General features: G+C 63.1%; 25 protein-coding genes and 1 tRNA gene. 14 read left to right on the forward strand and 12 right to left on the reverse strand.

Translation table 11 applies throughout. The features are described from left to right. Positions 1-70: 70 nt before the first annotated feature. On the forward strand, positions 71-439 hold the full coding sequence (locus C476_RS13235) for a hypothetical protein (protein WP_008013807.1): 369 nt from the start codon (positions 71-73) through the stop codon (positions 437-439). Here C476_RS13235 and C476_RS13240 read toward each other — a convergent pair. The 3 genes from C476_RS13240 to C476_RS13250 form a co-directional block, all read right to left on the reverse strand. Next, positions 436-1,380 carry a CBS domain-containing protein gene (locus tag C476_RS13240; protein ID WP_008013809.1) on the reverse strand — a complete coding sequence of 315 codons (945 nt, stop codon included), beginning with the start codon at positions 1,378-1,380 and terminating at the stop codon, positions 436-438. The two genes, C476_RS13235 and C476_RS13240, sit on opposite strands and share 4 nt — an antisense overlap. A gap of 265 nt (positions 1,381-1,645) precedes the next feature. After that, positions 1,646-2,059 carry an RNA-binding domain-containing protein gene (locus tag C476_RS13245; RefSeq protein WP_008013811.1) on the reverse strand — a complete coding sequence of 138 codons (414 nt, stop codon included), beginning with the start codon at positions 2,057-2,059 and terminating at the stop codon, positions 1,646-1,648. Beyond that, a complete protein-coding gene (locus C476_RS13250) occupies positions 2,056-2,637 on the reverse strand; it encodes an AAA family ATPase (protein WP_008013813.1) in 582 nt (193 codons plus the stop codon). Before C476_RS13250 ends, C476_RS13245 begins: the two co-directional genes overlap by 4 nt. Positions 2,638-2,769: 132 nt before the next feature. Between C476_RS13250 and C476_RS13255 the strand changes: the two genes are divergently transcribed. Beyond that, positions 2,770-2,844, forward strand: a tRNA-Arg gene (locus C476_RS13255). A 358-nt stretch (positions 2,845-3,202) separates the two neighbouring features. On the opposite strand, the gene hjc is transcribed toward C476_RS13255, so the two are convergent. Both hjc and C476_RS13260 read right to left on the reverse strand, forming a co-directional pair. Beyond that, positions 3,203-3,625, reverse strand: coding sequence for a Holliday junction resolvase Hjc (gene hjc / locus C476_RS17890; RefSeq protein ID WP_008013817.1), 423 nt, complete (start codon positions 3,623-3,625; stop codon positions 3,203-3,205). 653 nt (positions 3,626-4,278) lie between these two features. Beyond that, positions 4,279-5,178 carry a ZIP family metal transporter gene (locus C476_RS13260; RefSeq protein ID WP_008013819.1) on the reverse strand — a complete coding sequence of 300 codons (900 nt, stop codon included), beginning with the start codon at positions 5,176-5,178 and terminating at the stop codon, positions 4,279-4,281. A gap of 261 nt (positions 5,179-5,439) precedes the next feature. Between C476_RS13260 and C476_RS13265 the strand changes: the two genes are divergently transcribed. The 4 genes from C476_RS13265 to C476_RS13280 all read left to right on the forward strand — a co-directional run bounded on the left by C476_RS13265 (position 5,440) and on the right by C476_RS13280 (position 8,122). Then, a complete protein-coding gene (locus C476_RS13265; RefSeq protein ID WP_008013821.1) occupies positions 5,440-6,105 on the forward strand; it encodes a YIP1 family protein in 666 nt (221 codons plus the stop codon). Positions 6,106-6,185: 80 nt separating this feature from the next. Beyond that, positions 6,186-6,794: an NAD(P)/FAD-dependent oxidoreductase gene (locus C476_RS13270; protein WP_008013823.1), complete on the forward strand. Its 609-nt coding sequence runs from the start codon at positions 6,186-6,188 to the stop codon at positions 6,792-6,794. Positions 6,795-6,848: 54 nt separating this feature from the next. Continuing rightward, positions 6,849-7,469, forward strand: a complete 621-nt coding sequence (locus tag C476_RS13275) for a VOC family protein (RefSeq protein WP_008013824.1) — start codon at positions 6,849-6,851, stop codon at positions 7,467-7,469. After that, positions 7,466-8,122, forward strand: coding sequence for an alpha/beta hydrolase (locus tag C476_RS13280; protein ID WP_008013827.1), 657 nt, complete (start codon positions 7,466-7,468; stop codon positions 8,120-8,122). Before C476_RS13275 ends, C476_RS13280 begins: the two co-directional genes overlap by 4 nt. 28 nt (positions 8,123-8,150) lie before the next feature. Here C476_RS13280 and C476_RS13285 read toward each other — a convergent pair whose 3' ends face one another. From C476_RS13285 to C476_RS13295, 4 genes are all read right to left on the reverse strand, one after another. Next, on the reverse strand, positions 8,151-8,567 hold the full coding sequence (locus C476_RS13285; protein ID WP_008013829.1) for a universal stress protein: 417 nt from the start codon (positions 8,565-8,567) through the stop codon (positions 8,151-8,153). A gap of 157 nt (positions 8,568-8,724) precedes the next feature. Then, positions 8,725-9,819, reverse strand: coding sequence for an aminopeptidase (locus tag C476_RS13290; protein ID WP_008013830.1), 1,095 nt, complete (start codon positions 9,817-9,819; stop codon positions 8,725-8,727). 105 nt (positions 9,820-9,924) lie between these two features. Continuing rightward, positions 9,925-10,071 (reverse strand): DUF7859 family protein, encoded by a 147-nt coding sequence (locus C476_RS18995; protein ID WP_008013832.1) that lies wholly within the window; start codon positions 10,069-10,071, stop codon positions 9,925-9,927. Between the two features lie 357 nt (positions 10,072-10,428). Continuing rightward, on the reverse strand, positions 10,429-10,944 hold the full coding sequence (locus C476_RS13295) for a metallophosphoesterase (protein ID WP_049911862.1): 516 nt from the start codon (positions 10,942-10,944) through the stop codon (positions 10,429-10,431). A 153-nt stretch (positions 10,945-11,097) separates the two neighbouring features. On the opposite strand from C476_RS13295, the gene C476_RS13300 reads away from it, so the two are divergent. Beyond that, positions 11,098-12,042, forward strand: a complete 945-nt coding sequence (locus tag C476_RS13300) for a cation diffusion facilitator family transporter (protein WP_008013836.1) — start codon at positions 11,098-11,100, stop codon at positions 12,040-12,042. A gap of 15 nt (positions 12,043-12,057) precedes the next feature. Here the strand turns inward: C476_RS13300 and C476_RS13305 are convergent, their stop codons facing one another. Next, positions 12,058-12,468: a hypothetical protein gene (locus C476_RS13305; RefSeq protein WP_008013838.1), complete on the reverse strand. Its 411-nt coding sequence runs from the start codon at positions 12,466-12,468 to the stop codon at positions 12,058-12,060. Between the two features lie 143 nt (positions 12,469-12,611). Between C476_RS13305 and C476_RS13310 the strand changes: the two genes are divergently transcribed. Beyond that, a complete protein-coding gene (locus tag C476_RS13310; RefSeq protein ID WP_008013840.1) occupies positions 12,612-14,780 on the forward strand; it encodes an ATP-dependent DNA helicase in 2,169 nt (722 codons plus the stop codon). Between the two features lie 30 nt (positions 14,781-14,810). On the opposite strand, the gene C476_RS13315 is transcribed toward C476_RS13310, so the two are convergent. Together C476_RS13315 and C476_RS13320 are read right to left on the reverse strand one after the other, a co-directional pair. Beyond that, positions 14,811-15,311 carry a 2'-5' RNA ligase family protein gene (locus tag C476_RS13315; protein WP_008013841.1) on the reverse strand — a complete coding sequence of 167 codons (501 nt, stop codon included), beginning with the start codon at positions 15,309-15,311 and terminating at the stop codon, positions 14,811-14,813. A gap of 71 nt (positions 15,312-15,382) precedes the next feature. Further along, positions 15,383-15,577 (reverse strand): DUF7554 family protein, encoded by a 195-nt coding sequence (locus tag C476_RS13320; protein ID WP_008013842.1) that lies wholly within the window; start codon positions 15,575-15,577, stop codon positions 15,383-15,385. Positions 15,578-15,664: 87 nt separating this feature from the next. On the opposite strand from C476_RS13320, the gene C476_RS13325 reads away from it, so the two are divergent. The 6 genes from C476_RS13325 to argC all read left to right on the forward strand — a co-directional run bounded on the left by C476_RS13325 (position 15,665) and on the right by argC (position 22,236). Next, complete coding sequence (locus C476_RS13325) at positions 15,665-16,792, forward strand: helix-turn-helix transcriptional regulator (protein ID WP_049911857.1); 1,128 nt, start codon at positions 15,665-15,667, stop codon at positions 16,790-16,792. A gap of 300 nt (positions 16,793-17,092) precedes the next feature. Continuing rightward, positions 17,093-18,295 (forward strand): argininosuccinate synthase, encoded by a 1,203-nt coding sequence (locus C476_RS13330; protein WP_049911858.1) that lies wholly within the window; start codon positions 17,093-17,095, stop codon positions 18,293-18,295. 2 nt (positions 18,296-18,297) lie between these two features. Beyond that, entirely contained in the window at positions 18,298-19,848 is a 1,551-nt protein-coding gene (gene argH / locus C476_RS13335; RefSeq protein WP_008013845.1) for an argininosuccinate lyase, read from the forward strand. A 210-nt stretch (positions 19,849-20,058) separates the two neighbouring features. After that, a complete protein-coding gene (gene lysW, locus C476_RS13340; RefSeq protein ID WP_008013846.1) occupies positions 20,059-20,223 on the forward strand; it encodes a lysine biosynthesis protein LysW in 165 nt (54 codons plus the stop codon). Positions 20,224-20,314: 91 nt separating this feature from the next. Continuing rightward, on the forward strand, positions 20,315-21,190 hold the full coding sequence (gene lysX / locus C476_RS13345) for a lysine biosynthesis protein LysX (protein ID WP_008013847.1): 876 nt from the start codon (positions 20,315-20,317) through the stop codon (positions 21,188-21,190). Next, positions 21,190-22,236, forward strand: coding sequence for an N-acetyl-gamma-glutamyl-phosphate reductase (gene argC / locus C476_RS13350; RefSeq protein ID WP_008013849.1), 1,047 nt, complete (start codon positions 21,190-21,192; stop codon positions 22,234-22,236). Before lysX ends, argC begins: the two co-directional genes overlap by 1 nt.

Raw genomic sequence — 22,236 nt, forward strand, 5'->3', positions numbered from 1 at the left:
TCCCTCGCGCCATCAGAGATGTGTATAAGAGACAGCCCTCGAAGACGGCGCGGCCACGCTCGGTCACGTCGTGGCGGCACTGGAGACGCTCGCCGGGTCCTATGACGCGACGCTAGACGCCGATGATGGGTATGGCGCGCTCGAGCGCGGGCAATCGCACGTCGACAGCGGCGACTACGAGGCTGCACAGGCTGAGTTCGAGACCGCCGAGTCGACGTTTTCGACGTCGCTCGAGCGACTCGAGTCCGGCCGGACCGACGCTCCCGACGGGCTCGACGACTATTTCGAGACGGCCAGCTGCCAGAACCGACACCTCACCGACGCGGCAACGTCGTTTGCGGACGGAGCGGCCGCCGCGGCAGACGGCGACCCGACCGCCAGAACCCACCAATCCACGGGCGAAGCCGAACTCGAGGCAGTCCAGAACTGTCCCGACTAGTCGGATGAGCCGGTCGCCGGCGCGTCGCGTTCGTGGGTCGCCATCGGCGGCAGCTTGTCGATCAGGACGACGGCGCTCCCGTCCAGCACCGTCGTCTCGTTGCCGTCTAGCACAATGGTCTCGATCCGATATTTCGACCGGCCGAGATCCTCAACGACCTCGCAGACGGCGGTGGCACGGTCCCCGATCGAAAGCGGTGCGCGGAAGCTACTCTCCTGTGAGAGATAGATCGTCAGTCCCGGGAGCCGGGCGAGCGCCGCACTGATCAGCCCGTTCGCGAGGACGCCGTGGACGATTCGTTCGCCAAACCGAGTCTCGGCGGCGTAGGCCGCCTCGAGGTGGAGCCGATTGGTGTCGCCGGTCACGTCCGCGAACGCCTCGACATCGTCGTCGTCGATCGACTTCGAGAACTGTGCGACGTCGCCGACCGAGACGGTCGACTCGTCTGCACTGTGGTACTCGAACGCCCAGTCGTCGCGCTCGTATTTCGTGTCCGTCCTGACCTGTCGGCGCGTCGGCGCAGCCTCGAGTCGACTTGACCCGTGGGCCAGGTGTGGCACGTAGTAGGAGAGTTCCGTCGTCGTGATGATACCCTCGAGCGCGCCGTTGGCATCGGCAGCGTCGACGACCGGCAGGTGTTCGATGTGCGACGACTGCAACAACTCGACGGCGTCGACGATGGATGCAGTCGACTCGACCGTCGTCAGCGGTGTCGACATGACCGCCGACAGGTCGACGTGGCCGAGATCCTGTCGTTCACACAACTGTGTCGCGAAGTCGCCTTCCGTGACGATCCCCACGGGCTCACCGGCTCGAGCCACGATCACCGAACTGACGCCCTCGTCGCGTAACAGCGTCGCTGCATCGGTCGCAGTCGCATCCGGCGGCGCGGTGACGACGTCTTCGACCATGATCTCGGCGACCGGTATCGTGTCGTGCATTTGACGACAATACGTCACCGACCCCTATCAGTCATTGTGGCCCCGTTCTGTCGTATCGTGCAGGCTGACAGTCACGACACTGTACGTGGCGACGCAGCATCGATTCAGGCGGCTCGAGCCGGTCAGCGCCGGACCGCCCGAACAGCCGTGTGAGTGGGCCGGGAACGCGGTACAGCAGCCGGCTTATACGGATTCCTGTAAATCAGTGCCGGTGTAACCGCGACCGTCCTGCGATTGCACCGGTACACAGTTACAGCAGACCGTATCAGGCGTCGACCGGCCGACCGTCTTCGGTCGGCGGCGCGATATGGTCGACGTACTCCTCGAGGCTCGGCTCGTCGACCCGGACGCGAACGGCGATCTCGCCGAGTTCGTCGGGTTCGCCGACCGAGAAATTGACGTGGTCCTCGAAGGCAGCCTGCTTTTTCAGTGCGAAGGAGAAACTATCGCCATCACGATTAGAAAAGAATTCGCCGCGGGCGGTATCGAGGATCTCCTGGCGGTGGAGCAACTCCGAGAAGTGGTCCATCGCGTGGGCCTCGCCGCAAACCTCGCCGAACTCCTCGTCGATGTCGGCGTTCGGAAAGATATTCGCGACGGCATCGATCACGCGACTCGTAACCTCCGTGTCGTAGACCGGTGCCGTCACCTCGACGTCGACGCGGTAAATCTCGCTCATGGGTCTGCTTCGGCCTCCGCACGTTTTTCGTCGTCGGTCCCGCGAATGATCGATCGGATCCGGTCGTGAAACGCCTCGAGCGAGTCGGTATTTTCGACGACGATATCGGCGCGATCCATCGCGTCGTCCATCCCAAAGCCGCGCTCGCGCTCGTCGCGGGCAGCCAGGTCCTCGCCACCTTCGGCGGCGCTTGCGTCCCGGCCGCGGTCGTCGATCCGCTCGGCCCGCACCTCGAAGGGGGCTTCGATGCTGACCAGCGTGAACGCGTCGCCGAAGGCCTCCTCGAAGACGTCGACCTCGACACCCGATCGGATGCCGTCGACCAGCACCGTCTCGTGATTCTCGAGGCGGTCCTCGATCATCGGCAGCGATCGCTCGGCGATCGCCGTCGGGCCGTTTTCCTCGCGCAGCGCCTGTGCGACCGTCCCGTGGTCTTTCGTGGGATCGAGCCCGCGGTCGGCCGTCTCCTGGCGGACGACGTCGCCCATCGTCACCACCGGGATTCCGTCCTCGCGTGCGACGGTGGCAGCCTCGCCCTTGCCGCTACCGGGCAGTCCCACCGTTCCGATGACGTGCATCGAGGGAACGTACCGGCGAGACGTGCATAAACGCTGTGTTCGTCGCTCGAGGCTCCGTCCGTGTGTCGGTGTTGGCCCGCTGTAGCCGGAATCCCAACCGCTTATACTGTTCCGTCGTGGATTTTGACTCGAGGGCACGTAGCTCAGTCCGGAAAGAGCGTCGGACTTCTAATCCGACGGTCGTGGGTTCAAATCCCATCGTGCCCGCTTGCTGTCGTGAACAATTCGTGAGCGACAGCAGTACACTGAGATGGAGTTGAACCAGACGGCGGCGAGCAACAGCGAGCCGACGGCGTGGTTCAAATCCCATCGATCATGGTACGGCTGAAGTCCGACAGCCTCGAGAACGTCTCGACGATTGCCGCAGAGGCCCTCGAATGCCGGGGTCGGCAGCGCAATCGCACCGCGACGCCGGCGGGGTCGGTTCGCGTGAAGCGCGAAAACCCCTTGGCGGGTGTCGCCACGGCGACAGCGCCAAAAAATCACACCGTCCCACCTCCGCGCGCAGATTTCAAGTTTATCAACGCGAAACAAGGGTACAGATCAGAACAATCCAATACCCAGATTATTTGTTAGTAGCGCTAACAAACTCTGGCGTTTGTGAACATAGATCGTCAAAACTAGTTCCATATTCAACTGCAGTTTCACGCTTTACTCTATAATTCCCACCATCGGTCATATGAAGGTCTCCTGGGTGAAAGAAGAACCAATCTTCATAATCAAAACGGATACCGATTCGCGGCCTTGCTCCAAATTTTAGAGAAAAACACACTAGATCTTCCACTTCAGACCCCGTCAGGTAGATCACTCCATTTTTTCTAGCCTTTGCCTCAATAGCATATTGGATTGTGCCATCTCCAGCAAGAACATCTGGTAATGGTCGCTGGGTCCCTCCTCCTGAATTAGGCACACGTGTAGCGGCGTAACCAGACTGATCAAATAGATTTACGAGCTCTCGCTCTCTCTGGTAACCCTTTGATTGAGACATATCACTACTACGGAAGTTTCGAGTATAAACACCTCGGTACCGGAGTGGAAGTGAAAAACTCAGATAGAAAAATAGTTGTTCATATGACTCTTCTATATTCATCTGTTATACTTATGAGTGTCTGAGTTGGTATTCTGCAAATTAGAAAATGTATTTTGTCAAGTTTACCCTATCGAGTCTCACGATGATCTCTGTCTCGATGTCAGCCCGCACGTCCGCGGCCGAACTACTGCTTCTCGATAATTCGTTTTTCAACAGCAGTCTCGAAGTGATCAGCCAGCTTCGGGCGGTTCACAGTGAACTACGCGCATCGCGCGCCGTTATATAACCCTCCACTGGACTCGCACCAATAGCCCATCAGTCGCTCCGCTCCCGATCGGGAGCGAGCAGTGAGCGGTGGGCCAGTGTTCACTATCGGAAAAGAGAGTGGTTGAACGGTTACACTTGAACATCGCCGCGTCGTCGTGCGATTATCGGTTTGGAAGTGTACAAGAGAGTCACCCAACGGACTCTCACCGTTTCAATTGGAACGACAAGCTCAGAAAATATTATGCCAAGGCGGGTTGCCGCCCGCTGCATGGCGCTGAACACGCTCTGAAAAAACCATGAACGCGCAAAAGAAAGTCGCAAACTCCCGACTCAGCGCAGACGAGTTACAGCGTTACCAGCGGCAGCATCGCGAGGACCCCGACGCCGAAACCGGCGACCAGCTCTCGGTAGCCGTGATTCGGCAGGTCCGACCCGGTCTCAATCGCTTCGGGGATGAACTCGGTGGCGACGAGGTAGACCATCGCGCCAGCGGCAAAGCCGAAGCCGAACGGGAGGAACGACTGGGCCCACGAGACGAACGCGTAGGCGATGACGGCACCGATCGGCTGTGGGAGGCTCGAGAAGATCGCTGCGCCGACCATCCGCCAGTTCGAGAGTCCCATCGCTCGCATCGGGATGGCAATGGCGGTCCCTTCCGGGATGTTGTGAATCGAGATCGCGATCGTCATGAAGACGGCGAGGATCGGGATCGAGAACCCGAGGGCCGACAGCCCGCCGTCCATGCCCAGTTCGGCGAACGAGACGCCGACGGCGACACCTTCCGGGAAACTGTGGATCGTGAGGATACCGAGGATGAGCAGGAGGGTTTTCGGGTTCCCCTCTGCGACTGCTTTTGCCTCCAGTGCGTGGTCGTCGTGTGCGTGACTCCCACCGTCGGTCTGTATCGCCTCTGTGTCGTCGCTGACGGTCGGCTCGCCGTGGTCGTGCTCGACGTCGTCGCCAATGTCGACGCGATCAAGCACCCGGTCGCCGACTTCAACCAGTACAACGCCGGCGAGCAGGCCACCGACCATCATCGTGGGGAAGCCATCCGACGCGGACGCCAGCCCCTCGTCGATAAGGCCGAACACCGACACTGTGACCATGATGCCCGATGCGATCCCCCAGAGGCCGACGTTCCATCGGTCGCTAAAGTCGTCGATAAAGAAAAACGGCAGCGCACCGATCCCCGTGGCTATCGCGGTGATCAGCCCCGCGACGAACACTAGTATCACGTTCTCCATCCGTATACTACCCTTAACGTCCTTCCCTAAAAGAGCTTTCAGAATCGGAAAATAATGTTTTTGGCAGCCTAAAAATCTGAGCTGACTGCAAAGGATTATTTTTGTACACCTAAAACACCGCTACCGTAGCCGTCTCACATCGACTTGGGGTATCTACATCGGAGGGGAGAACGGCCGCTGAGACACTCGTCGACTGACTTTGCGCCTGTGTCTGTCTGCTCGAGCACAAACTCTCAATATTCAAGCCATCAACACGACCGTATGGATAGTCGCCTGTGGCAGCTCCTCGTCGATCCGGCGGCGTTTTTCGACGCCGAAGTGCCGCCGCTCTCGCAGTCGGTCGGCGTGCTCATCGCGACCGGAGCGATGTGTCTGGGGGTGATCCCACCGGTGCTTTCGCTGCTCGAGTCGCTGGTGATCCCCGACGAGGTGGTCTTCGATGCGTTGCCGCCGATCCGATATGTCGTGTCCGGTTGGGAGGTGTCCATCCCGGGACTCGTGGCGATTCTCCTTGTGTCGGTGCTCGCGGTGCCGCTGGTCGCCTGGATCGCGTTTGCGGCGCTGTTTTACCTGCTGTCGTGGCCGATCGCGAGCGAATCAGGCGTCGACCGAACGGTGAGTCTCGTCGCCTGGGGGTTCGTTCCCCAGCTTCTCGCAAACGGCGTCACACTCGCGGCGCTGTTGGCTGCGTTTCCGGCGATGCCGACCGAGAGCTGGCGGATCGGGGTCACGGTTCCGGCACGGCTCTACGCGTCGCCGCCCGCGTTCGAGCCGCTGTTCGCTGCGGCGACCGTCGTCGGCGTGGGCTGTACGCTCTGGTCGGGCTATCTGTGGGCCCACGCGATCGCCGCGGCGCGTGGCCTGACGCTTCGACAGGGGCTCGCCGTCGTCGCCGGGCCGACGATACTCGTCGTCGGCCCGATCTGAGCCACTAACATCGGTGTTACGTGGTTGCTTCGGGGTCGCTGCTAGATTGATACGTCTGCAGTAACATTGTGTAACTACAAATGAGCGACGAGACGACTTCGGACGACGTATCGGTGATCGTTATCGGCGGCGGCCCCGCCGGACTGAGTGCGGCCCTCTTCACGGCGAAAAACGGCCTCGAGACGACGGTGTTCGACACCGACGAGACGTGGATGCACAAGGCCCACCTGTTCAACTACCTCGGCATCGGCTCGGTCGGCGGCAGCGAGTTCATGGCGACGGCCCGCCAGCAGGTCGACGACTTCGGTGTCGATCGCCGGCAGGACGAGGCAGTGACCGCGGTCAGCGAGTCCGACGACGGATTTAGCGTCGAAACTGAGGACGGTGAATACGAAGCCGATTTCGTCGTGCTCGCGACCGGCGCGAATCGCGACCTCGCCGACGACCTTGGCTGTGCGTTCGCCGATGACGACACCATCGATGTCGGCGTCGACATGGAGACGAGCGTTGAGGGCGCGTACGCGACCGGCGCGATGGTTCGCCCCGAGGAGTGGCAGGCCGCCATCTCCGTGGGCGACGGTGCCGCTGCGGCGCTCAACATTCTCTCGACGGTGAAGGGCGAACACTACCACGACTTCGACGTCCCTGCCGACGCCGAGCGCGTCTTCGGCGAACACGTCGCGGAGTAACCGCGACGCCAGCCGACTCGTACCGATCGAACCGACTCACACAACGTACCCACTATGTCTCACGACGAACCCACGCCAGTCACGCACGAACTGCCCGACAGCCTCGTCCACACGACGGGAACCGACCACATCACCATCTGGGGGTCCAACGAGGAAGACACGATCGAGTTCTACCAAGATCTGCTCGGCATGCCGCTGGTGTTGCGCCAGCCGAACCTCGACGATCCCTCACAGACCCACCTGTTCTTCGATACAGGCGACGGTCGCATCCTGACCTTCTTCGTCAGCGATGACCGTCCGTCCGCCCGCGGTCAGCGCGCCGGCGTTGGCGCGGTGCATCACCTCTGTTTCAGTATCGACCCCGACGAGTATGAGGACACGATGCAGGCACTCGAGGACGCTGGCCACGGCTACAACGTCTTCGACCGGGGGATCTTCCACTCGATCTACACCCGCGACAACAACGGCCTCGTGATCGAACTCTCGACGGACAAATACGAGGTTCCAGACGACCGCCGGGGCGAAGTGCTCGCCAAGGCACAGGAACTTCGCGAGGCAGACGGGGCTGACTACGCCAAAGACGAACACCTCCGCGGGGCAATCGAGGCCGTCGGCCTCGAGGTCGTCGAACACGACCTGCCCGACGCCAGCGCCGGCGTCGGTGGTCTCGAATGAGCGCCGGCGAGCGCGTCGAGGGTCCCCATCAGGGCCAGCAACTTGTCACCGGCGGGACCGACCGCGAAGACGCCGAGGCGGCACTCGTCTGCACTCACGGTCGCGGTGCGACCGCCGGCGGGATGATTCAGTTAGCCGACGAGGTCGGACAAGAAGGAGTCGCCGCCCTCGCCCCGCAGGCGGCTCGCCGGACGTGGTACCCGAACTCGTTTCTCGAACCCGTCGAGCGCAACGAGCCCGGCCGTCGTTCGGGTTTGCAGGCGATCAGCGACGCGATCGACGCGGCCAATGACGCAGGAATTCCGACCGAGCGGGTCATGCTCATCGGCTTCTCGCAGGGTGCCTGTCTCGCCAGCGAGTATCTCGCGCGCAATCCGCGCCGCTACGGTGGCTTGGCCGCGCTCAGTGGGGGGCTCATCGGCGACCAACTGGACGACGAGTATCCCGGCGATCTCGAGGGGACGCCGATCTTTCTGGGCTGTAGCGATGTCGACCCTCATATTCCCGAAGAACGGGTCCACGAGACGGCTGCCGTCTTCGAGTCGATGGATGGCGACGTGACGAAACGGCTCTACGAGGGAATGGGCCACGGCATCACCGAGGACGAACTCGCGATCGTCTCAGAAATGGTTGCGGCCCTCGTCGACGACTGATTGTGACAACGCTCGAGATTCAGGGCAGTCAGCGGAAGACGGTCACCGGGATGGGTGCACGACGGACGATCTTCTCCGCGACGCTGCCGAGCAGGACCCGCGAGAGCCCGGACCGGCCGTGGCTCCCGATGATGATGTGGTCGATGTCGTTGTCCTCCGCAAAGCGGACGACCTCGCGTGCGGGCTTGCCAACGGCGGTTTCGGTCCGAAAGTCGATGTCCGGGTCACTGACGATTTCTCGGATCTCCGCTGGAAGTTCCTTGGAGACTTCCTCCTCGCGGTCCCGGAACATCTCCTGTGCGGCCATGATCCCGGCTCCCGTGGAGCCGTCAGCCGCTTCGATGACGCGCAGCAACACGATCTCTTCGTCGGGATACGTGGTGAACGCGTGTTCGACTGCCTTCTGTGCGGGCGCGGAACCGTCGTACGCGACGAGTATTGCCATACCTGTGATCGGCGTTTCAGGACCATAAACCCGCCCGATGGCGACCGATCGGCTTCGCGGCTCGCGTCTCACGTGAAAACGGTTCGATAAAACTGCCTCGAGAACGGAGCGCGTCGCGTCTCGCGGTTCTCGCTCACGTCGTTCGCTTCGAACCGCGCTACTCCTCGAACCCGTCTTCGAATCGGAACGTCCCGTCACGCTGGACGACCTCGCCGTCGACCTCGATGAACGAATCCTCGCTCATGTCGACGATCATGTCGACGTGGACTGCCGACTCGTTCTGTTCGTTGTCCTCGCCGACGGTGTCGTCGTACGCCCGACCGACGGCCATGTGGACGGTGTCGCCCATTTTCTCGTCGAAGAGCATGTTGTAGGTGAACTGATCGATGTCGCGATTCATGCCGATACCCAGTTCTCCGAGTCGGCGCGCACCGTCGTCGGTGTTGAGGACCTCCGTGAGGACCTCCTCGTTTTTCGCCGCCGAATGGTCGACGACCTCGCCGCTCTCGAACTCGAGGGAGACGTCCGTGATCTCGCGACCCTGATGGTACAGCGGCATGTCGAACAGGACCTCGCCCTCGACGCTGTCAGGCTGAGGCGCAGTAAAGACCTCGCCGCCGGGGAGGTTGTGTTCGCCGTGGTCGTTCAGCGTCGGATTGCCATCGACGGACATCGTCACGTCGGTCGTGTCGCCGCTTTTGATGCGGACCTCGTCGGCAGGGTCCATGATCTCGACCATGTGTTCTTGATGTTCGCGCTGGGCTTCCCAGTCTTTGTTGACCGCGTCCCAGACGAAGTTCTCGTAGCCTTCGGTGCTCATCTCTGCGAGCTGGGCGTTGGCGGGCGCAGGGAACTGTGTGAGACACCAGCGTTTTGAGAGCCGCTCGTTCAAGATGGGCCGGTGAGCCTGCTGGTAGGCGGCGCTGATCTCGGGGTCGACGTCGCTGGTCTGGGTGACGTTGTCGCTGGCCCGGATCGCGATGTAGACGTCGCTGTGCTCGACGAGCGCGCGTTCGTGCTCGGGCGTCTCGAACTCGCCGTCGGACGCCCGCAGGAAGGCCCGCTGGCTGCGCTTGCCGGTTCGCTGACTCGTGGTGACGGGGTTTGCCCCCTTCTCGCCGATCACTTCGTGGAGCGCGACGACCAGGTCCTCGGCGACCGGATGGGCGTCGATGATAACGTTGTCACCCTCCTCCAGATCGACCGAGTGGTTAGCAATGATCTCGGCGTGTTCCCGAATGCGTGGGTCCATGCTCCGGTATTGACGAGGGAAGGAAAAAACGGTTCGTGATGCGGACAATCGGCGACGCGACGGACTCGAGTCGGATCGGCTCGGACGGACGACTGTCAGCCCGTCTCAGCGCTCGCCGCGCATCCCATCGCGGAACTCGAGGACGGTTCGTCGCAAAAGGAGATACGCGAAAAAGACCAGCGACAGCAAAATGGCGACGACCGCGATGATGACGGGGTCGTCGGGGAGGAGGCCGATGATGGTATCCAGCATACGCGGCCGCTACACTGTCACTGTGGTTAACCGTTTCGACCTCGGGCGGTTGTATCCGTACCAGCACCTCTGTAACTAAAATCGGAATTTCAGCTTGCGCCGACTATAACGTGGTGCGTTCCGTTCGTCCACGTAGGCCTCGAGTCGGCTGACACGCCCTCCGTGGCGACCTCGTGCTCGAGGCCTGTCGCCCTCCCTGCGACACACCGGCCGTGCGACGGCTGCCTGCCCCCCAGATTCGTCGTGACGGCCGGCACCCTCTGACATCGCCCTCGCGTCGCTCCCCGCTGGCGTCGTCCCCCAGTCCGAATCGCGTGCCGTCATGTCCGCGTTCGCCATCCGTTTCTGTGCCTCACGTCACGCCGGCCGAACCTCGAACGACTCGATCGGTGTTCCGTCTGGCTGCCGGACCGTCCCGTCGAACCCGCCGCCGTCGCCGTCCTCGAGGACGGCAAATCCAGGCCGGTTCCCGCGTGGATCGGCGTGACTGCCAGGATTGAGCAGCGTGACATCGTCGGTCTCGACGACCGTCGGCCGGTGGCTGTGTCCGAAGACGACGAGGTCGGCACCGCGCGAGCGGCCGAACATCGCGAGTCCGGTCTCGCCGCCGTCCTGTCGGTGGGTGACAGCGATGCGAACGCCGCCCGCCTCGACGACGCGAGCCGTCGGCAGGCGCTCCCGAACTGCGGCGCTGTCGGCGTTTCCGTGGACCGCGAAGAGTCGATCACACTCCTCCTGGAAGGCCTCGAGTGCTGCTTCACTCGTGAAATCGCCCGCGTGAACGACGGTGTCGGCTTCGCGGGCCGCGGTCAGGGCCTCGCCCTCGAGTTCGTGGCCCTGTCGACTGTGCGTGTCCGAGAAGATCGCGATCATGGTCGCAGTTGGCTCGGCAGTGACAGGTTCCTTTCGGATGCGATCGCTGCTGTTCGCAGCCGGGTGATGCAACGCCGTTTTCGCCATTGGGACGGCCGTGGCCGGCTCTAGAACGGCTTACACTTTTGGGCGTCCCCTCCGTAGTCGTCGGCGATGGCCAGTAGTACCTCCGTCGTGCTCGCCGCGCTGTTCGCAAACGGTGCGATCGCGGTGTTGAAGTTCGGCGGGTTTCTGTTGACCGGCAGCCCTGCGATGCTCTCGGAGACGTACCACTCTATTTCGGATACGGGCAATCAGGTCTTCCTGCTGGTCGGGATCAAGTACGGGGCACAGGAGGCGACCCGGTCGCACCCGTTCGGCCACGGCAAGGCCCAGTTCTTCTATAGCCTGCTGGTCAGCGTCATGCTCTTTGGCATCGCCGGCTGGGAGAGCGCCCGCCACGGCTACAGTGCGCTGCAAGAGGGTGGTGTCCACCGCGCCAGCGAGGACATCACGCTGCTCGGGCAGACGTTCGACCCGGTCTACGTCAACTACGCCGTGTTGCTCGGGGCGATCGCTTTTGAGTCCTACGCGCTCTGGAAGGCCTATCAAGGAATCAGCCGCCAGATGGACGAGTACGGCTGGACGAGTCTCCGTGAGGCCTTCCGGAAGACCAGCGACGTGACGACCCTGACTGCACTCACCGAAGATACGATCGCGCTCGCGGGTGCGGGCATCGCACTGCTGGGGATCTACCTGACCCGGACCACTGGAAACCCGATGTACGACGCCGGTGCCGCACTCGTCATCGGGCTCTTGCTCATGGGCTTTGCTATCGCGCTGGCCTGGGAGAACAAGCGCCTCATCCTCGGGGAGAGTCTCCCGAAAGACGACGAGGACGAACTGCGGGCGATCGTCACGGACTGGGACGGCGTCACCGACCTCGTCGACTTCCGAACCGTCTACTTCGGGGCCGAAGAACTGCTCGTCACCGCCGACGTGGCCTTCGAGCCCGATCTCGATGCCGAGACGATCGACGACCGCATTACCGACCTCGAGCGTGCTCTGAAAGCCCACGACGACCAGATACAGCGCGTCTACGTCGAACCTGAAGCGTAGCGATGCCCGCGCTACCTAGTCGCCGGTTTTCTCGTTCCGGTCGTCGTAGACGGCGACCACCGTCGATCCCGGCGGCCGGTCGTTCAGCACTGCCGTGACCGTCGTTTCCTCGAGATCCACTGTCGAGTGAAGTCGCCGTCGCCCCGCTCCGGTTTCGACGGCGACCGCGACGTCCGTCGGACTCGCACCGGGTGGCAGCGCTGTCGGATCGTAATCGAGTGTGATCCGGATCGCCTCGACCGCTCGAAGCTCGTCGCACGCGACGAGGTCGACGGGCGCACTCAGCGCAGCCGCCAGCACCTCGCTGTCGCTTTCGGCGAGCCCGAACGCCTCCGGGACCACGTTCGCCACGACGGCGACGCGGGCACCCACCTGCTCGAGGCTATATTCCGCGACGGTACTGGCATCGTATCCAGGGATTGCCATACCGGAGGCAGCGTCTCGAGATATATGGCCCTAGACCGCGCGGTTGCCGGCCGGTCGAATGAGGTCCGTGCCCTCAGCCGATCGGGGAGCGACGATCGAATCGAGACGAACGTTTTTATCGCAGCACGAACCACTCACGGACTGTGTCCGAGACCGGGTATCTGCGCTTTTTCCCGTACGACCGGCCGTACGAGAATCAGCGCGAGGCGATGGACCGCATCCACAACGCCCTCACGCGGGGCCAGAACGTCCTCTTCGAGGGAGCCTGTGGGACCGGCAAGACCCTCTCGTCGCTGGTGCCGGCGCTTGAAGTCGCCCGCGAGCAGGACAAGACAGTCGTCATCACGACGAACGTCCACCAGCAGATGCGCCAGTTCGTCGCCGAGGCCCGCGCGATCACGCGCGAAGAACAGATTCGTGCGGTCGTCTTCAAAGGCAAGTCCTCGATGTGTCACATCGACGTCGGCTACGAGGAGTGTCAGGCCCTGCGGGACAACACCCGCGCCCTCGTCGACGCCGAACGCGACCGCGCCCAACTCGAGCGCCGCCAGCGCGAACTGCTGGCCGAAAGTCAGGACGGCGACGGTGCGGCTGCCGACGCCCGATCGGCGGTGATGGACGAACTCGAGAATATCGAAGAGCGACTCGACGATCTCGAGGAGCAAAACGTCTGTGACTACTATCGGAACAACCTGACCGTAGATACCGACGACTTCTTCGCGTGGCTTTTCGAGGACGTTCGTACGCCCGATGAGATCTACGAGTACGCCGACCGGCAGGAACTCTGTGGGTACGAACTCTTAAAGGAGGGCATCGAGGGTGTCGATCTCGTCGTCTGTAACTACCACCACCTGCTCGATTCGACGATCCGCGAGCAGTTCTTCCGGTGGCTGGGTCGCGACCCCGAGGACGTGATCGCCGTCTTCGACGAGGCCCACAACGTCGAAGACGCCGCTCGAGAGCACGCCACCCGGACTTGTTCGGAGCGGACGTTCGACTCGGCGCTGGACGAACTCGCCGACACGGACGATCCACGCGCGGACGACGCCGCGAACGTCCTCTCGGCCTTTCACCGCGCACTGGTCGAAACCTACGAGGACTCCTTTGGCTTCGGCGAACGCGAGCAGATCAGCGAAAATTGGGAGGACGTCCCGATCGAAAACGACGACCGCAAGGACGATCTAACCCTCGAGTTCCTCCAGCGCTACTCCGGACGGGGGATCAGCGAGGACCTCGAGGCTGCGATGCAACTCGGGCAGGAGTTAGATAAGGAGTACGAGGAAGCGTATCGGGAGGGCGAGACGGCCACGCGCACTGAGTGTCAGACCCTACAGGCCGCGGCCTTTGTCAGCGCGTGGATGAACGAGGGCTCGAAGGAGGGACTCTACCCGGTCGTCTCCGTTACGCGCGACGCCGGCACCGACGAGGTCTACGGCCGTGCGGAGCTCTATACCTGCCTCCCGCGGCAGGTGACTGGACGGCTGTTCGAGGAGGTTCATGCGACAGTCCTGATGAGCGCGACCATCCAGCCGTTCGAGGTAACCGAGAACGTGCTGGGACTCGAGGACGCTGTGACGATGGCCTACGGACTCGGCTTCCCCGAGGAAAACCGCCGGACGTATGCTGTCGAGACGCCGCCGCTGTTCTCGTCGGATCGCGACGATCCCGTGGTCCAGAACGAGGTGACCGAAACGATCCACGACGCCGTCCGGATGACGCCCGGCAACACGCTCGCGTTCTTCCCCAACTATGGCGAGGCCAGCCGGTACGCCGACCGGATCGCGGGCCGAAGCGACCGATCGGTGTACGTCGACGAGCCGGGCCAGTCCGTCGAAGACCTTCGCCAGCAGTTCATCGGGGACGACGACGCGGTGTTGTGTACCTCGCTGTGGGGCACCCTCGCGGAGGGTGTGAGTTTCGACGGCGACGACGCGCATACGGTACTGGTCGTCGGTGTCCCGTATCCACATCTGGACGACCGAGCCGAGGCCGTCCAAGAGGCCTACGACGCCGCCTTCGACGGCACCGACACCGGCTGGCGCTACGCCGTCGAGATCCCGACGGTTCGCAAGACAAGACAGGCGCTCGGGCGGGTCATCCGCTCACCCGAGGAAGTCGGCGTCCGCGCGCTGCTCGATCGACGCTACTCGCGGCGGGCGAAATCGGAGCTGGGCAAGTACAGCGTCAACGGGATCTTTCCCCACGAGGAACGCGAGGAACTGATCGACATCGAACCTGACAAACTCAAGTTCGCGATGCGCAACTTCTACGGCGACCACGACGCGTACGACGGCGAGCCGCCGGCTCCCTGAACTGAACTCGCTGCCGACTGCCTCCGCCGGTCACGACGGCAAGGAGACGCGACTCACTGGCAGCTTGTAGGTGCCATCCCAGAACTCGAGTTCGCTGACCGTCCACCGGACGGGGTCGATCTCGCGGTCGGCCAGCCGCTTCGCCGTCTCGACGTCGCCCCCACGGGCGAGCGTCACGTGGGGAACGTAGTCCGCACCCTCGAGTCCCTCGACGACCTCGAATGCCTCGGTGAGATCGGCGTGGATGCCCTCGAGTCCGGGGCTCTCGACGGCCAGGTAGACGACGGGAGCTGATCCCAGTGGTGGGTCCTCGAAGTAGTCGATGCCTGTAATTTCGGCCTCGACGGCGGGTGCGCCCTCGAGCGCGCGGTGGGCGCGGTGTTGCAGCTGTGCGACGTGATCGGCCTCGCCGAGTCGCTTGAGCAGACACGAGTGGTCCTCGCGGACGGTCTCGAAGCCGACCAGCTCGGGATAGAGGCGATCCGCGAGCTGACGGACGCGACCGGGGACCGGGACGTTGACGCTGTACACTTCGGTCGATATTGGGCCGAGGTGGCTATCAGTCTGGTGGTTTCGGGCCCGACAGCCCGCTTTTGACCACTTTAGATGCGGTCGAGCAACCAGAGCACGATCAGGATGGCAACCGCGAGTTGGACGACCACGACGAACGGACCGAGCAGCCAGGCGAGCCCACTGACGATTGTCTCCACAATTTTGAGGACGAGCAAGACGGCGATCAGTCCGAGGACGAGTTTTAGCAGCGTCTCGACCTCAAGTTCGCCGCGAATGTCAGACATATATGCTCATATCATAGCGAATGTATGAAAAATACACCGTTACTGTGTCGGAAAGACCTATTTAGATGGCCATGACATATGTCCGTAATGGAGGTGAAGGGGCTGCGAGCCCTGGTCTGCCTGCTCGTGGTGGTTGCGTGTTCGGGTGCGTACGCCCCAGTGGTGCCTGTGACAGCGGATGCTGGGACGCAGACAGTGATGCGACAGGTCCAAGCGGACGATGGTGGCGCGGACACGAACGGCTCCGTGCAACTCGAGGACGCTGATCGGATCCATATTGACGTTTTTATCGCTGGGAACGGCTCCGCGCAGGTGACGACGGACTACCAGTTCTATCCCGATGAAAACGGATCGATGGCGGAGTGGGAGTCCCTGGCGGAAAACATCTCGAACAACACGACGTGGTACGTCACCGAGGAGCGACGCGGATGGAACGAGACGCTCACGAAGGGCGAAAACGCGACCGACCGGGAGATGAATATCTCGAACCTCTCGATCGAGACGGACACGGACCCTCAGCCCGAAGAGATCGGGCACGCGAGGGTCACCTTCCAGTGGTCGAACTTCGCCCACGTCGAACTGAATCGGATCGAGGCGGGGGCTGCGCTGTCCGGGTTTACGCTCAGCAACGAGACGACGTTACAGTTTCGCTGGCCGGAGGAGTACGCGGTCTACGAGAGCGACGGTGGGCCGCAGGTGGACCCATCGCCGGACGAGCGATCCGATCGCTCGGTAAAGTGGGAGGGCGAGACGAACTTTCCCGACGATCAGCCACGAGTCGTGCTGCTCAAAAACGGCGACTCAGCGACGGGGCAGACGCCGGCTGACGGTGGCCCGCCAATGCCGTGGGTGATCGTCTTTCTCGCGCTGGCCCTGTTGGCAACCGTTGCCATCGCAGGCTGGTTCCGTAGTCGCAATCGACCCCGTAGTGGTGGAACCGACGGCGAGACCGACGTCGCGTGGCGAGCAGACGGCTCGAGTGCTGCCGACTCGAGCATGACTGAGACGCCGCCGGAACTGTTGAGCAACGAAGAACGGGTGTTGCGGCTGCTCGAGCAACGCGGCGGGCGGATCAAACAGCAGGACGTCGTCTCGGAACTGGACTGGACCGAGGCGAAAACGAGTCAGGTCGTCGGCGACTTACGCGAGGACGACGAAATCGAGGTCTTCCGTATCGGTCGGGAGAACGTCTTGTCACTGCCCGACGACGAGTAAGTTCCCGTCCTGTGGCGGCGATGTAGCAGGTTTTAATACCGTGGGTTCGCAGTGTTCAGACAATGAGCCAGACCGTCGGCACCACGCTCGCCCTTTCCGGTACCGACGGGACCGTCGCTCGGCGACGACCGCGGCGATTCCGACCGGGCCTTTGAGCCCGTACTATACTCCTTCCCTGATCCGGTTCGTTTCAACGTTCCCGAAACTGCAGTATTTTCGGTTAGCAGTCGCTCTATCGATATTTTGCGGGATTGAAACCAATGAGCTTAAGTCCGTCCTGTGAGTTCACTCGAGTACGATATGACCCGCGTGGCACTTGCGTTTTCGGGCGGCCTGGACACGACTGTCTGTGTCCCGCTGCTCGAGGAAGAATACGGATACGACGACGTCATCGGCGTTACCGTCGACGTCGGCCAGCCGGCCTCCGAGTTCGACGAGGCCGAGGAAACCGCCGAAGCGCTCGGCCTCGAACACTACGTCGTCGACGCCCGAGAGGAGTTCGCCGACCTCTGTCTTGACAGCGTTCGCGCGAACGCGACCTACCAGGGCTACCCGCTGGGAACGGCGCTGGCTCGCCCGGTGATCGCAGAGGCGATCCTCGAGGTCGCAGAGGAAGAGGGTTGTACTGGCATCGCTCACGGCTGTACGGGCAAGGGCAACGACCAACTTCGTTTCGAGGCAGTCTGGCGTGACTCCGATCTCGAGGTCATCGCCCCCGTGCGCGAACTCGGGCTGACCCGCGAGTGGGAACAGGAGTACGCCGCCGAGAAGGATCTCCCTGTCGAGGGTGGTAGTGGCGGCGACTGGTCGATCGACACCAACATCTGGAGCCGCTCGGTCGAGGGCGACGATCTCGAGGACCCGAGCTACGTCCCACCGCGTGATATCTATGCGTGGACCGACGAGCCCGGCAGCGAGACCGAGGAAATCGACATCACATTCGAGAACGGCTACCCCGTCGCCGTCGACGGTGAGGAGTACGAGCCGGTCGAACTCATCGAGTATCTCAACGAGCTCGCCGGCAGCTACGGCGTCGGCCGCACCGACATGATGGAAGACCGCATTCTCGGGCTGAAGGTCCGCGAGAACTACGAACACCCCGGCGCGACGACGCTGCTCGCCGCCCACGAGGCCCTCGAGGGTCTCGTCCTCACCCAGGAAGAGCGCCAGTTCAAGACCCAGATCGACCAGCAGTGGTCCCAGAAGGCTTACCAGGGCCTGATCGACGCGCCGCTCGTGAGCGCGCTCGAGGGCTTCATCGCCGAGACCCAGAAACGCGTCACGGGTACGGTGACGATCCGCTTCGAGGGTGGCCAGGCCCGTCCGGTCGCTCGCGAGAGCGACTTCGCGGCCTACTCGGCTGAACACGCGTCGTTCGACACCGAGACGGTCGGCAAGATCACGCAGGAAGACGCCACCGGCGTCGCGAAGTATCACGGCTTCCAGCGTCGTCTCGCCAACGAGGCGATCGCTGCGAACGCCGACGACGAGGACGACGAGTAACCATGACCGAGGAGAGCGCTCACGGCGACGAGTGGTCCACTGGACCGCAGTCCTCGTCGGATCGCCGAGCCGACGGTGGCGAGTCCTGCCCCGTCCTCACTGATGGGGGCACCGACGACGAGGGGGTCGTTCGCCGGGACCGCTTCAGCGGCGGCCCTGCCCGGAGCTTCCTCTCCTCGCTTGCAGCGGACGAACGCATTTTCGGGGCAGATCTCGCGGTCGACCGCGCGCACACGGTCATGCTCGCCGAACAGGGGATCATCGACGACGACGTCGCCGGCGAGATCCTGACCGCCCTCGACGCGATCGAGGTCGACGGCCACGGCTCGCTGCCCGACGGCGAGGACGTTCACGAAGCCATCGAGACGGCCGTCATCGAACGCATCGGCGCGGACGGCGGAAAGATGCACACCGCACGCTCGCGCAACGACGAGGTCGCGGCCTGCATCCGCTATCGCTTACGCGAGGACGTTCTCGAGGCGATCGAGACGACGCTCGCGTTACGCGAGTCACTCGTCGACGTGGCTGACGAACACCAAGAGACGATTATGCCCGGCTACACGCATCTCCAGCCCGCCCAGCCGACCACAGTGGCCCACTGGGCGCTGGCCTACGAGGGAGCCGTTCGTCGCGACACCGAACGCCTGTGTGATGCCTACGCGCGGATCAACCAGTCGCCGCTGGGTGGCGCAGCATTCGCGGGCACGACGTTCGACATCGACCGCGAGCGCACTGCCGACCTGCTTGGCTTCGGCGGCGTCGTCGAAAACTCGATGGACGCCTCCTCGAGCCGGGATTTCCTGCTCGAGACGGTGCAGGCGCTGTCAACGCATGCGACGACGCTGTCGGGGCTCGCAGAAGACGTCATCATCTTCGCGAACCGCGGCTTCGTCGAACTGTCGGACGACTATTCATCGACGTCGTCGATCATGCCCCAGAAGAAGAACCCGGACACACTGGAACTCGTCCGTGCGGTCGCGGGCGATGCGGCCGGCAGCGTCCAGGGGCTGACGACGACGCTCAAGGGCCTGCCGCGTGCGTACAACCGTGACCTCCAGCGGGCGACGACCCACGCCTGGGAGACCGTCGACGCTGTAACGGAAGCCAGCGAGGTCGCTGCAGGCGCGGTCGCGACGGCCGACTGGAACGAGGAGACGCTGGCCGCGGAAGCCGGCGCGGGCTTCTCGACGGCGACCGGCGTCGCGGACCTGCTGGCTGCAAACGGGCTGCCGTTCCGCACCGCACACGAACTGGTCGCGATCGCAGCTGACAACGGTGCGGACTACGACGCACTCGAGGCTGCATCCCAAGAAGTCCTCGGCGACTCGCTCGAGGCCTACGTCGATCCCGACGCCGTCGCGGATGCACTCGACCCGGCCGAAAGCGTCGCGAGCCGTGACTCCCAGGGCGGTCCCGCCCCCGAGGCGGTTGACGACCAACTCGGGGCGGCCCGCGAGGCGCTCGCAACTGACGACGACGCACACGCCGAGGTGACCGCAGCGCTCGAGACGGCCTACGAGACGCTCCGGTCGGAGGTGAACGGCTATGTCTGAGGGCGTCGCTTGGCCGCCGAGGTTTCGGAGTGGTGACCGACCACTCCGACGGCGATCCCCGTACGGGGATGAATTACTCGCTTCATGATATGTCAAAGTAGAATTGCGGTGAAATGACGTCTACGGTCCGTTAGAGGGCAGTGCAGTTAGTATAATTTTGCTGTTAGGTTCGAAGGCTTTAAGGGATCGCGGCCCCCACGTGCGAGTACAATGACCGAATGCGTCGAGTGTGGGGCTGAACTGTCCCTGCACGACGATCTGGAAGTCGGAGAGATCGTTGACTGTACGACCTGTGGTGCCGAGCTGGAAGTCGTCGACACCGAGCCGCCAGTCCTCGAGCGAGCCCCCGAGCTCGAAGAGGACTGGGGTGAGTGACCTTGCAGACGGGCGCGACACCGGCCCGCGCTGTCTACACGACTCGAGGGGCTCGTAGCGAGTTCCTCACAGCCATTCAGAGGTGGCTCGCGTGAACGTAGGCATACTCTATTCACGGATTCGCAAAGACGAGAAGCTCTTGCTGAACGAGCTTCGCGAGCGTGATCACGAGGTCACGAAGATCGACGTTCGCAAGCAGACCTTCGATATTTCGGAGGCTCCCGAGGCGTTCGCCGATCTCGATATCGTCGTCGACCGCTGTCTCGCCACGAGTCGCAGCCTGTACGCCACGCAGTTCTTCGAGGCGTACGGGATTCCCGTGGTCAACAGCCACGAGACTGCGGACATCTGCGCCGACAAGGTTAAAAACAGCCTCGCGCTCGAGCAAGCGGGCGTTCCCACGCCAGCGACGAAAGTCGCGTTTACGAAAGAGACCGCGATGGAGGCCATCGAGGACTTTGGCTATCCGTGCGTCCTCAAACCCGTCGTGGGTTCGTGGGGCCGTCTAATGGCCAAGATCGATTCCAAATCGGCCGCCGAGGCGATCTTAGAGCACAAGGCAACGCTTGGCCACTACGAGCACAAAGTGTTCTACGTCCAAGAGTTCGTCGAGAAACCGGGCCGCGACATTCGCGTACTCGCAGTCGACGGCGAGCCGATCGCTGCGATGGTCCGCTCGTCGGACCACTGGATCACCAACGCCGCCAAGGGTGCGGAGACGGACGTCTTCGACCTCGACGACGACGCGTTGGACCTCGTCGAAAAGGCCAGCGACGCCGTCGGTGGCGGCCTGTTGGGTGTCGACCTCATGGAAACCGGTGATTCCTACACCGTCCACGAGGTCAACCACACCGTCGAGTTCAAAGCACTCGACGAGGCCGTCGAGACCGACGTCGCCGGCACCGTCGTCGACTGGCTCGAGCAGAAAGCCGAGGCAGCTGATCCGGAACTCGAGGTGAGCGCCTGATGGCGGCCGACACCGTCACCGCGACCGTCATCGGTGGCTCCGGCTTTACCGGTGGCGAACTCCTGCGCCTGCTCGAGGGCCATCCGAACGTCGAGCTCGCGGAGGTCACGAGCCGGTCGAAAGCCGGCAAGAGCGTCGGCTCCGTCCACCCGCCGCTTCGCGGGACGGACCTGCGCTTTACCGAACCCGACGATCTCGAGTCCGTCGACGTCCTCTTTGCGGCGACGCCACACGGCGTCTCGATGGGCCAGATCGACGAGTTCTTCGAGATCGCCGACACGGTCGTGGACCTCTCGGCTGACTTCCGCCTCGAGACCGAAGCCCAGTACGACGAGTGGTACGACGGCCACGAGGCACCGGAGTACTTGGAAAAGGCCGAATACGCGCTTCCCGAGATCAACCGCGAGAATCTCGCAGGAGCCGAACTGATCGCTGGCGGCGGCTGTAACGCCACCGCGACGATCCTCGGGCTCTACCCGCTGTTCGAACACGACATCCTGGAGGGCGGCGAGCAGGTCGTCGTCGACGTGAAAGTCGGTTCCTCGGAAGGGGGAGCCGGCGGCGGCGAAGCCTCGAGCCATCCTGAGCGCTCGGGCGTCGTTCGCCCCTATGCGCCGACGGGCCACCGCCACGAAGCCGAGATCGAGCAGTTCCTCGGCACCTCGGTGTCCTTTACCTGCCACGCCGTGGACATGATCCGCGGCGCGAGCGCGACGAGCCACGTCTTCCCGTCGGGTCCGGTCTCGAAGGGCGACCTCTGGCAAGCGTATCGCGGCTGCTACGAGGACGAGCCGTTCGTCCGCATGGCCGCCGGCGGCTCCGGCGTCTACCGCTATCCAGAACCGAAGTCGGTCGCGGGGACCAACCTCGCCGAAGTCGGCTTCGAACTCGACCCGTCGAACAAACGCATCGTCGTCTTCTCGGCGATCGACAATATGATGAAAGGCTCCGCGGGCCAGGCGGTTCATGCCGCCAACATCGCGCTGGGCTTCGAGGAGACGGCCGGACTCGAGTTTACGGGGCTCCACCCCGTGGGGGCGCCCTAG

This window comes from Natrinema limicola JCM 13563, assembly GCF_000337475.1.
Classification (GTDB): Archaea; Halobacteriota; Halobacteria; order Halobacteriales; family Natrialbaceae; genus Natrinema; species Natrinema limicola.

Bases quoted from the DNA above. Each gene is read 5' to 3' on its own strand.
- C476_RS13300 (WP_008013836.1), top strand. From the start codon at position 11,098: ATGGCCAGTAGTACCTCCGTCGTGCTCGCCGCGCTGTTCGCAAACGGT.
- C476_RS13265 (WP_008013821.1), top strand. From the start codon at position 5,440: ATGGATAGTCGCCTGTGGCAGCTCCTCGTCGATCCGGCGGCGTTTTTC.
- C476_RS13305 (WP_008013838.1), bottom strand. From the start codon at position 12,468: ATGGCAATCCCTGGATACGATGCCAGTACCGTCGCGGAATATAGCCTC.
- argH (WP_008013845.1), top strand. From the start codon at position 18,298: ATGACCGAGGAGAGCGCTCACGGCGACGAGTGGTCCACTGGACCGCAG.
- C476_RS13260 (WP_008013819.1), bottom strand. From the start codon at position 5,178: ATGGAGAACGTGATACTAGTGTTCGTCGCGGGGCTGATCACCGCGATA.
- argC (WP_008013849.1), top strand. From the start codon at position 21,190: ATGGCGGCCGACACCGTCACCGCGACCGTCATCGGTGGCTCCGGCTTT.
- C476_RS13245 (WP_008013811.1), bottom strand. From the start codon at position 2,059: ATGAGCGAGATTTACCGCGTCGACGTCGAGGTGACGGCACCGGTCTAC.
- C476_RS13295 (WP_049911862.1), bottom strand. From the start codon at position 10,944: ATGATCGCGATCTTCTCGGACACGCACAGTCGACAGGGCCACGAACTC.
- lysW (WP_008013846.1), top strand. From the start codon at position 20,059: ATGACCGAATGCGTCGAGTGTGGGGCTGAACTGTCCCTGCACGACGAT.
- C476_RS13250 (WP_008013813.1), bottom strand. From the start codon at position 2,637: ATGCACGTCATCGGAACGGTGGGACTGCCCGGTAGCGGCAAGGGCGAG.
- C476_RS13330 (WP_049911858.1), top strand. From the start codon at position 17,093: ATGACCCGCGTGGCACTTGCGTTTTCGGGCGGCCTGGACACGACTGTC.
- C476_RS13320 (WP_008013842.1), bottom strand. From the start codon at position 15,577: ATGTCTGACATTCGCGGCGAACTTGAGGTCGAGACGCTGCTAAAACTC.
- C476_RS13275 (WP_008013824.1), top strand. From the start codon at position 6,849: ATGTCTCACGACGAACCCACGCCAGTCACGCACGAACTGCCCGACAGC.
- C476_RS13285 (WP_008013829.1), bottom strand. From the start codon at position 8,567: ATGGCAATACTCGTCGCGTACGACGGTTCCGCGCCCGCACAGAAGGCA.
- C476_RS13240 (WP_008013809.1), bottom strand. From the start codon at position 1,380: ATGCACGACACGATACCGGTCGCCGAGATCATGGTCGAAGACGTCGTC.
- C476_RS18995 (WP_008013832.1), bottom strand. From the start codon at position 10,071: ATGCTGGATACCATCATCGGCCTCCTCCCCGACGACCCCGTCATCATC.
- C476_RS13325 (WP_049911857.1), top strand. From the start codon at position 15,665: ATGGAGGTGAAGGGGCTGCGAGCCCTGGTCTGCCTGCTCGTGGTGGTT.
- C476_RS13270 (WP_008013823.1), top strand. From the start codon at position 6,186: ATGAGCGACGAGACGACTTCGGACGACGTATCGGTGATCGTTATCGGC.
- C476_RS13280 (WP_008013827.1), top strand. From the start codon at position 7,466: ATGAGCGCCGGCGAGCGCGTCGAGGGTCCCCATCAGGGCCAGCAACTT.
- C476_RS13290 (WP_008013830.1), bottom strand. From the start codon at position 9,819: ATGGACCCACGCATTCGGGAACACGCCGAGATCATTGCTAACCACTCG.
- hjc (WP_008013817.1), bottom strand. From the start codon at position 3,625: ATGTCTCAATCAAAGGGTTACCAGAGAGAGCGAGAGCTCGTAAATCTA.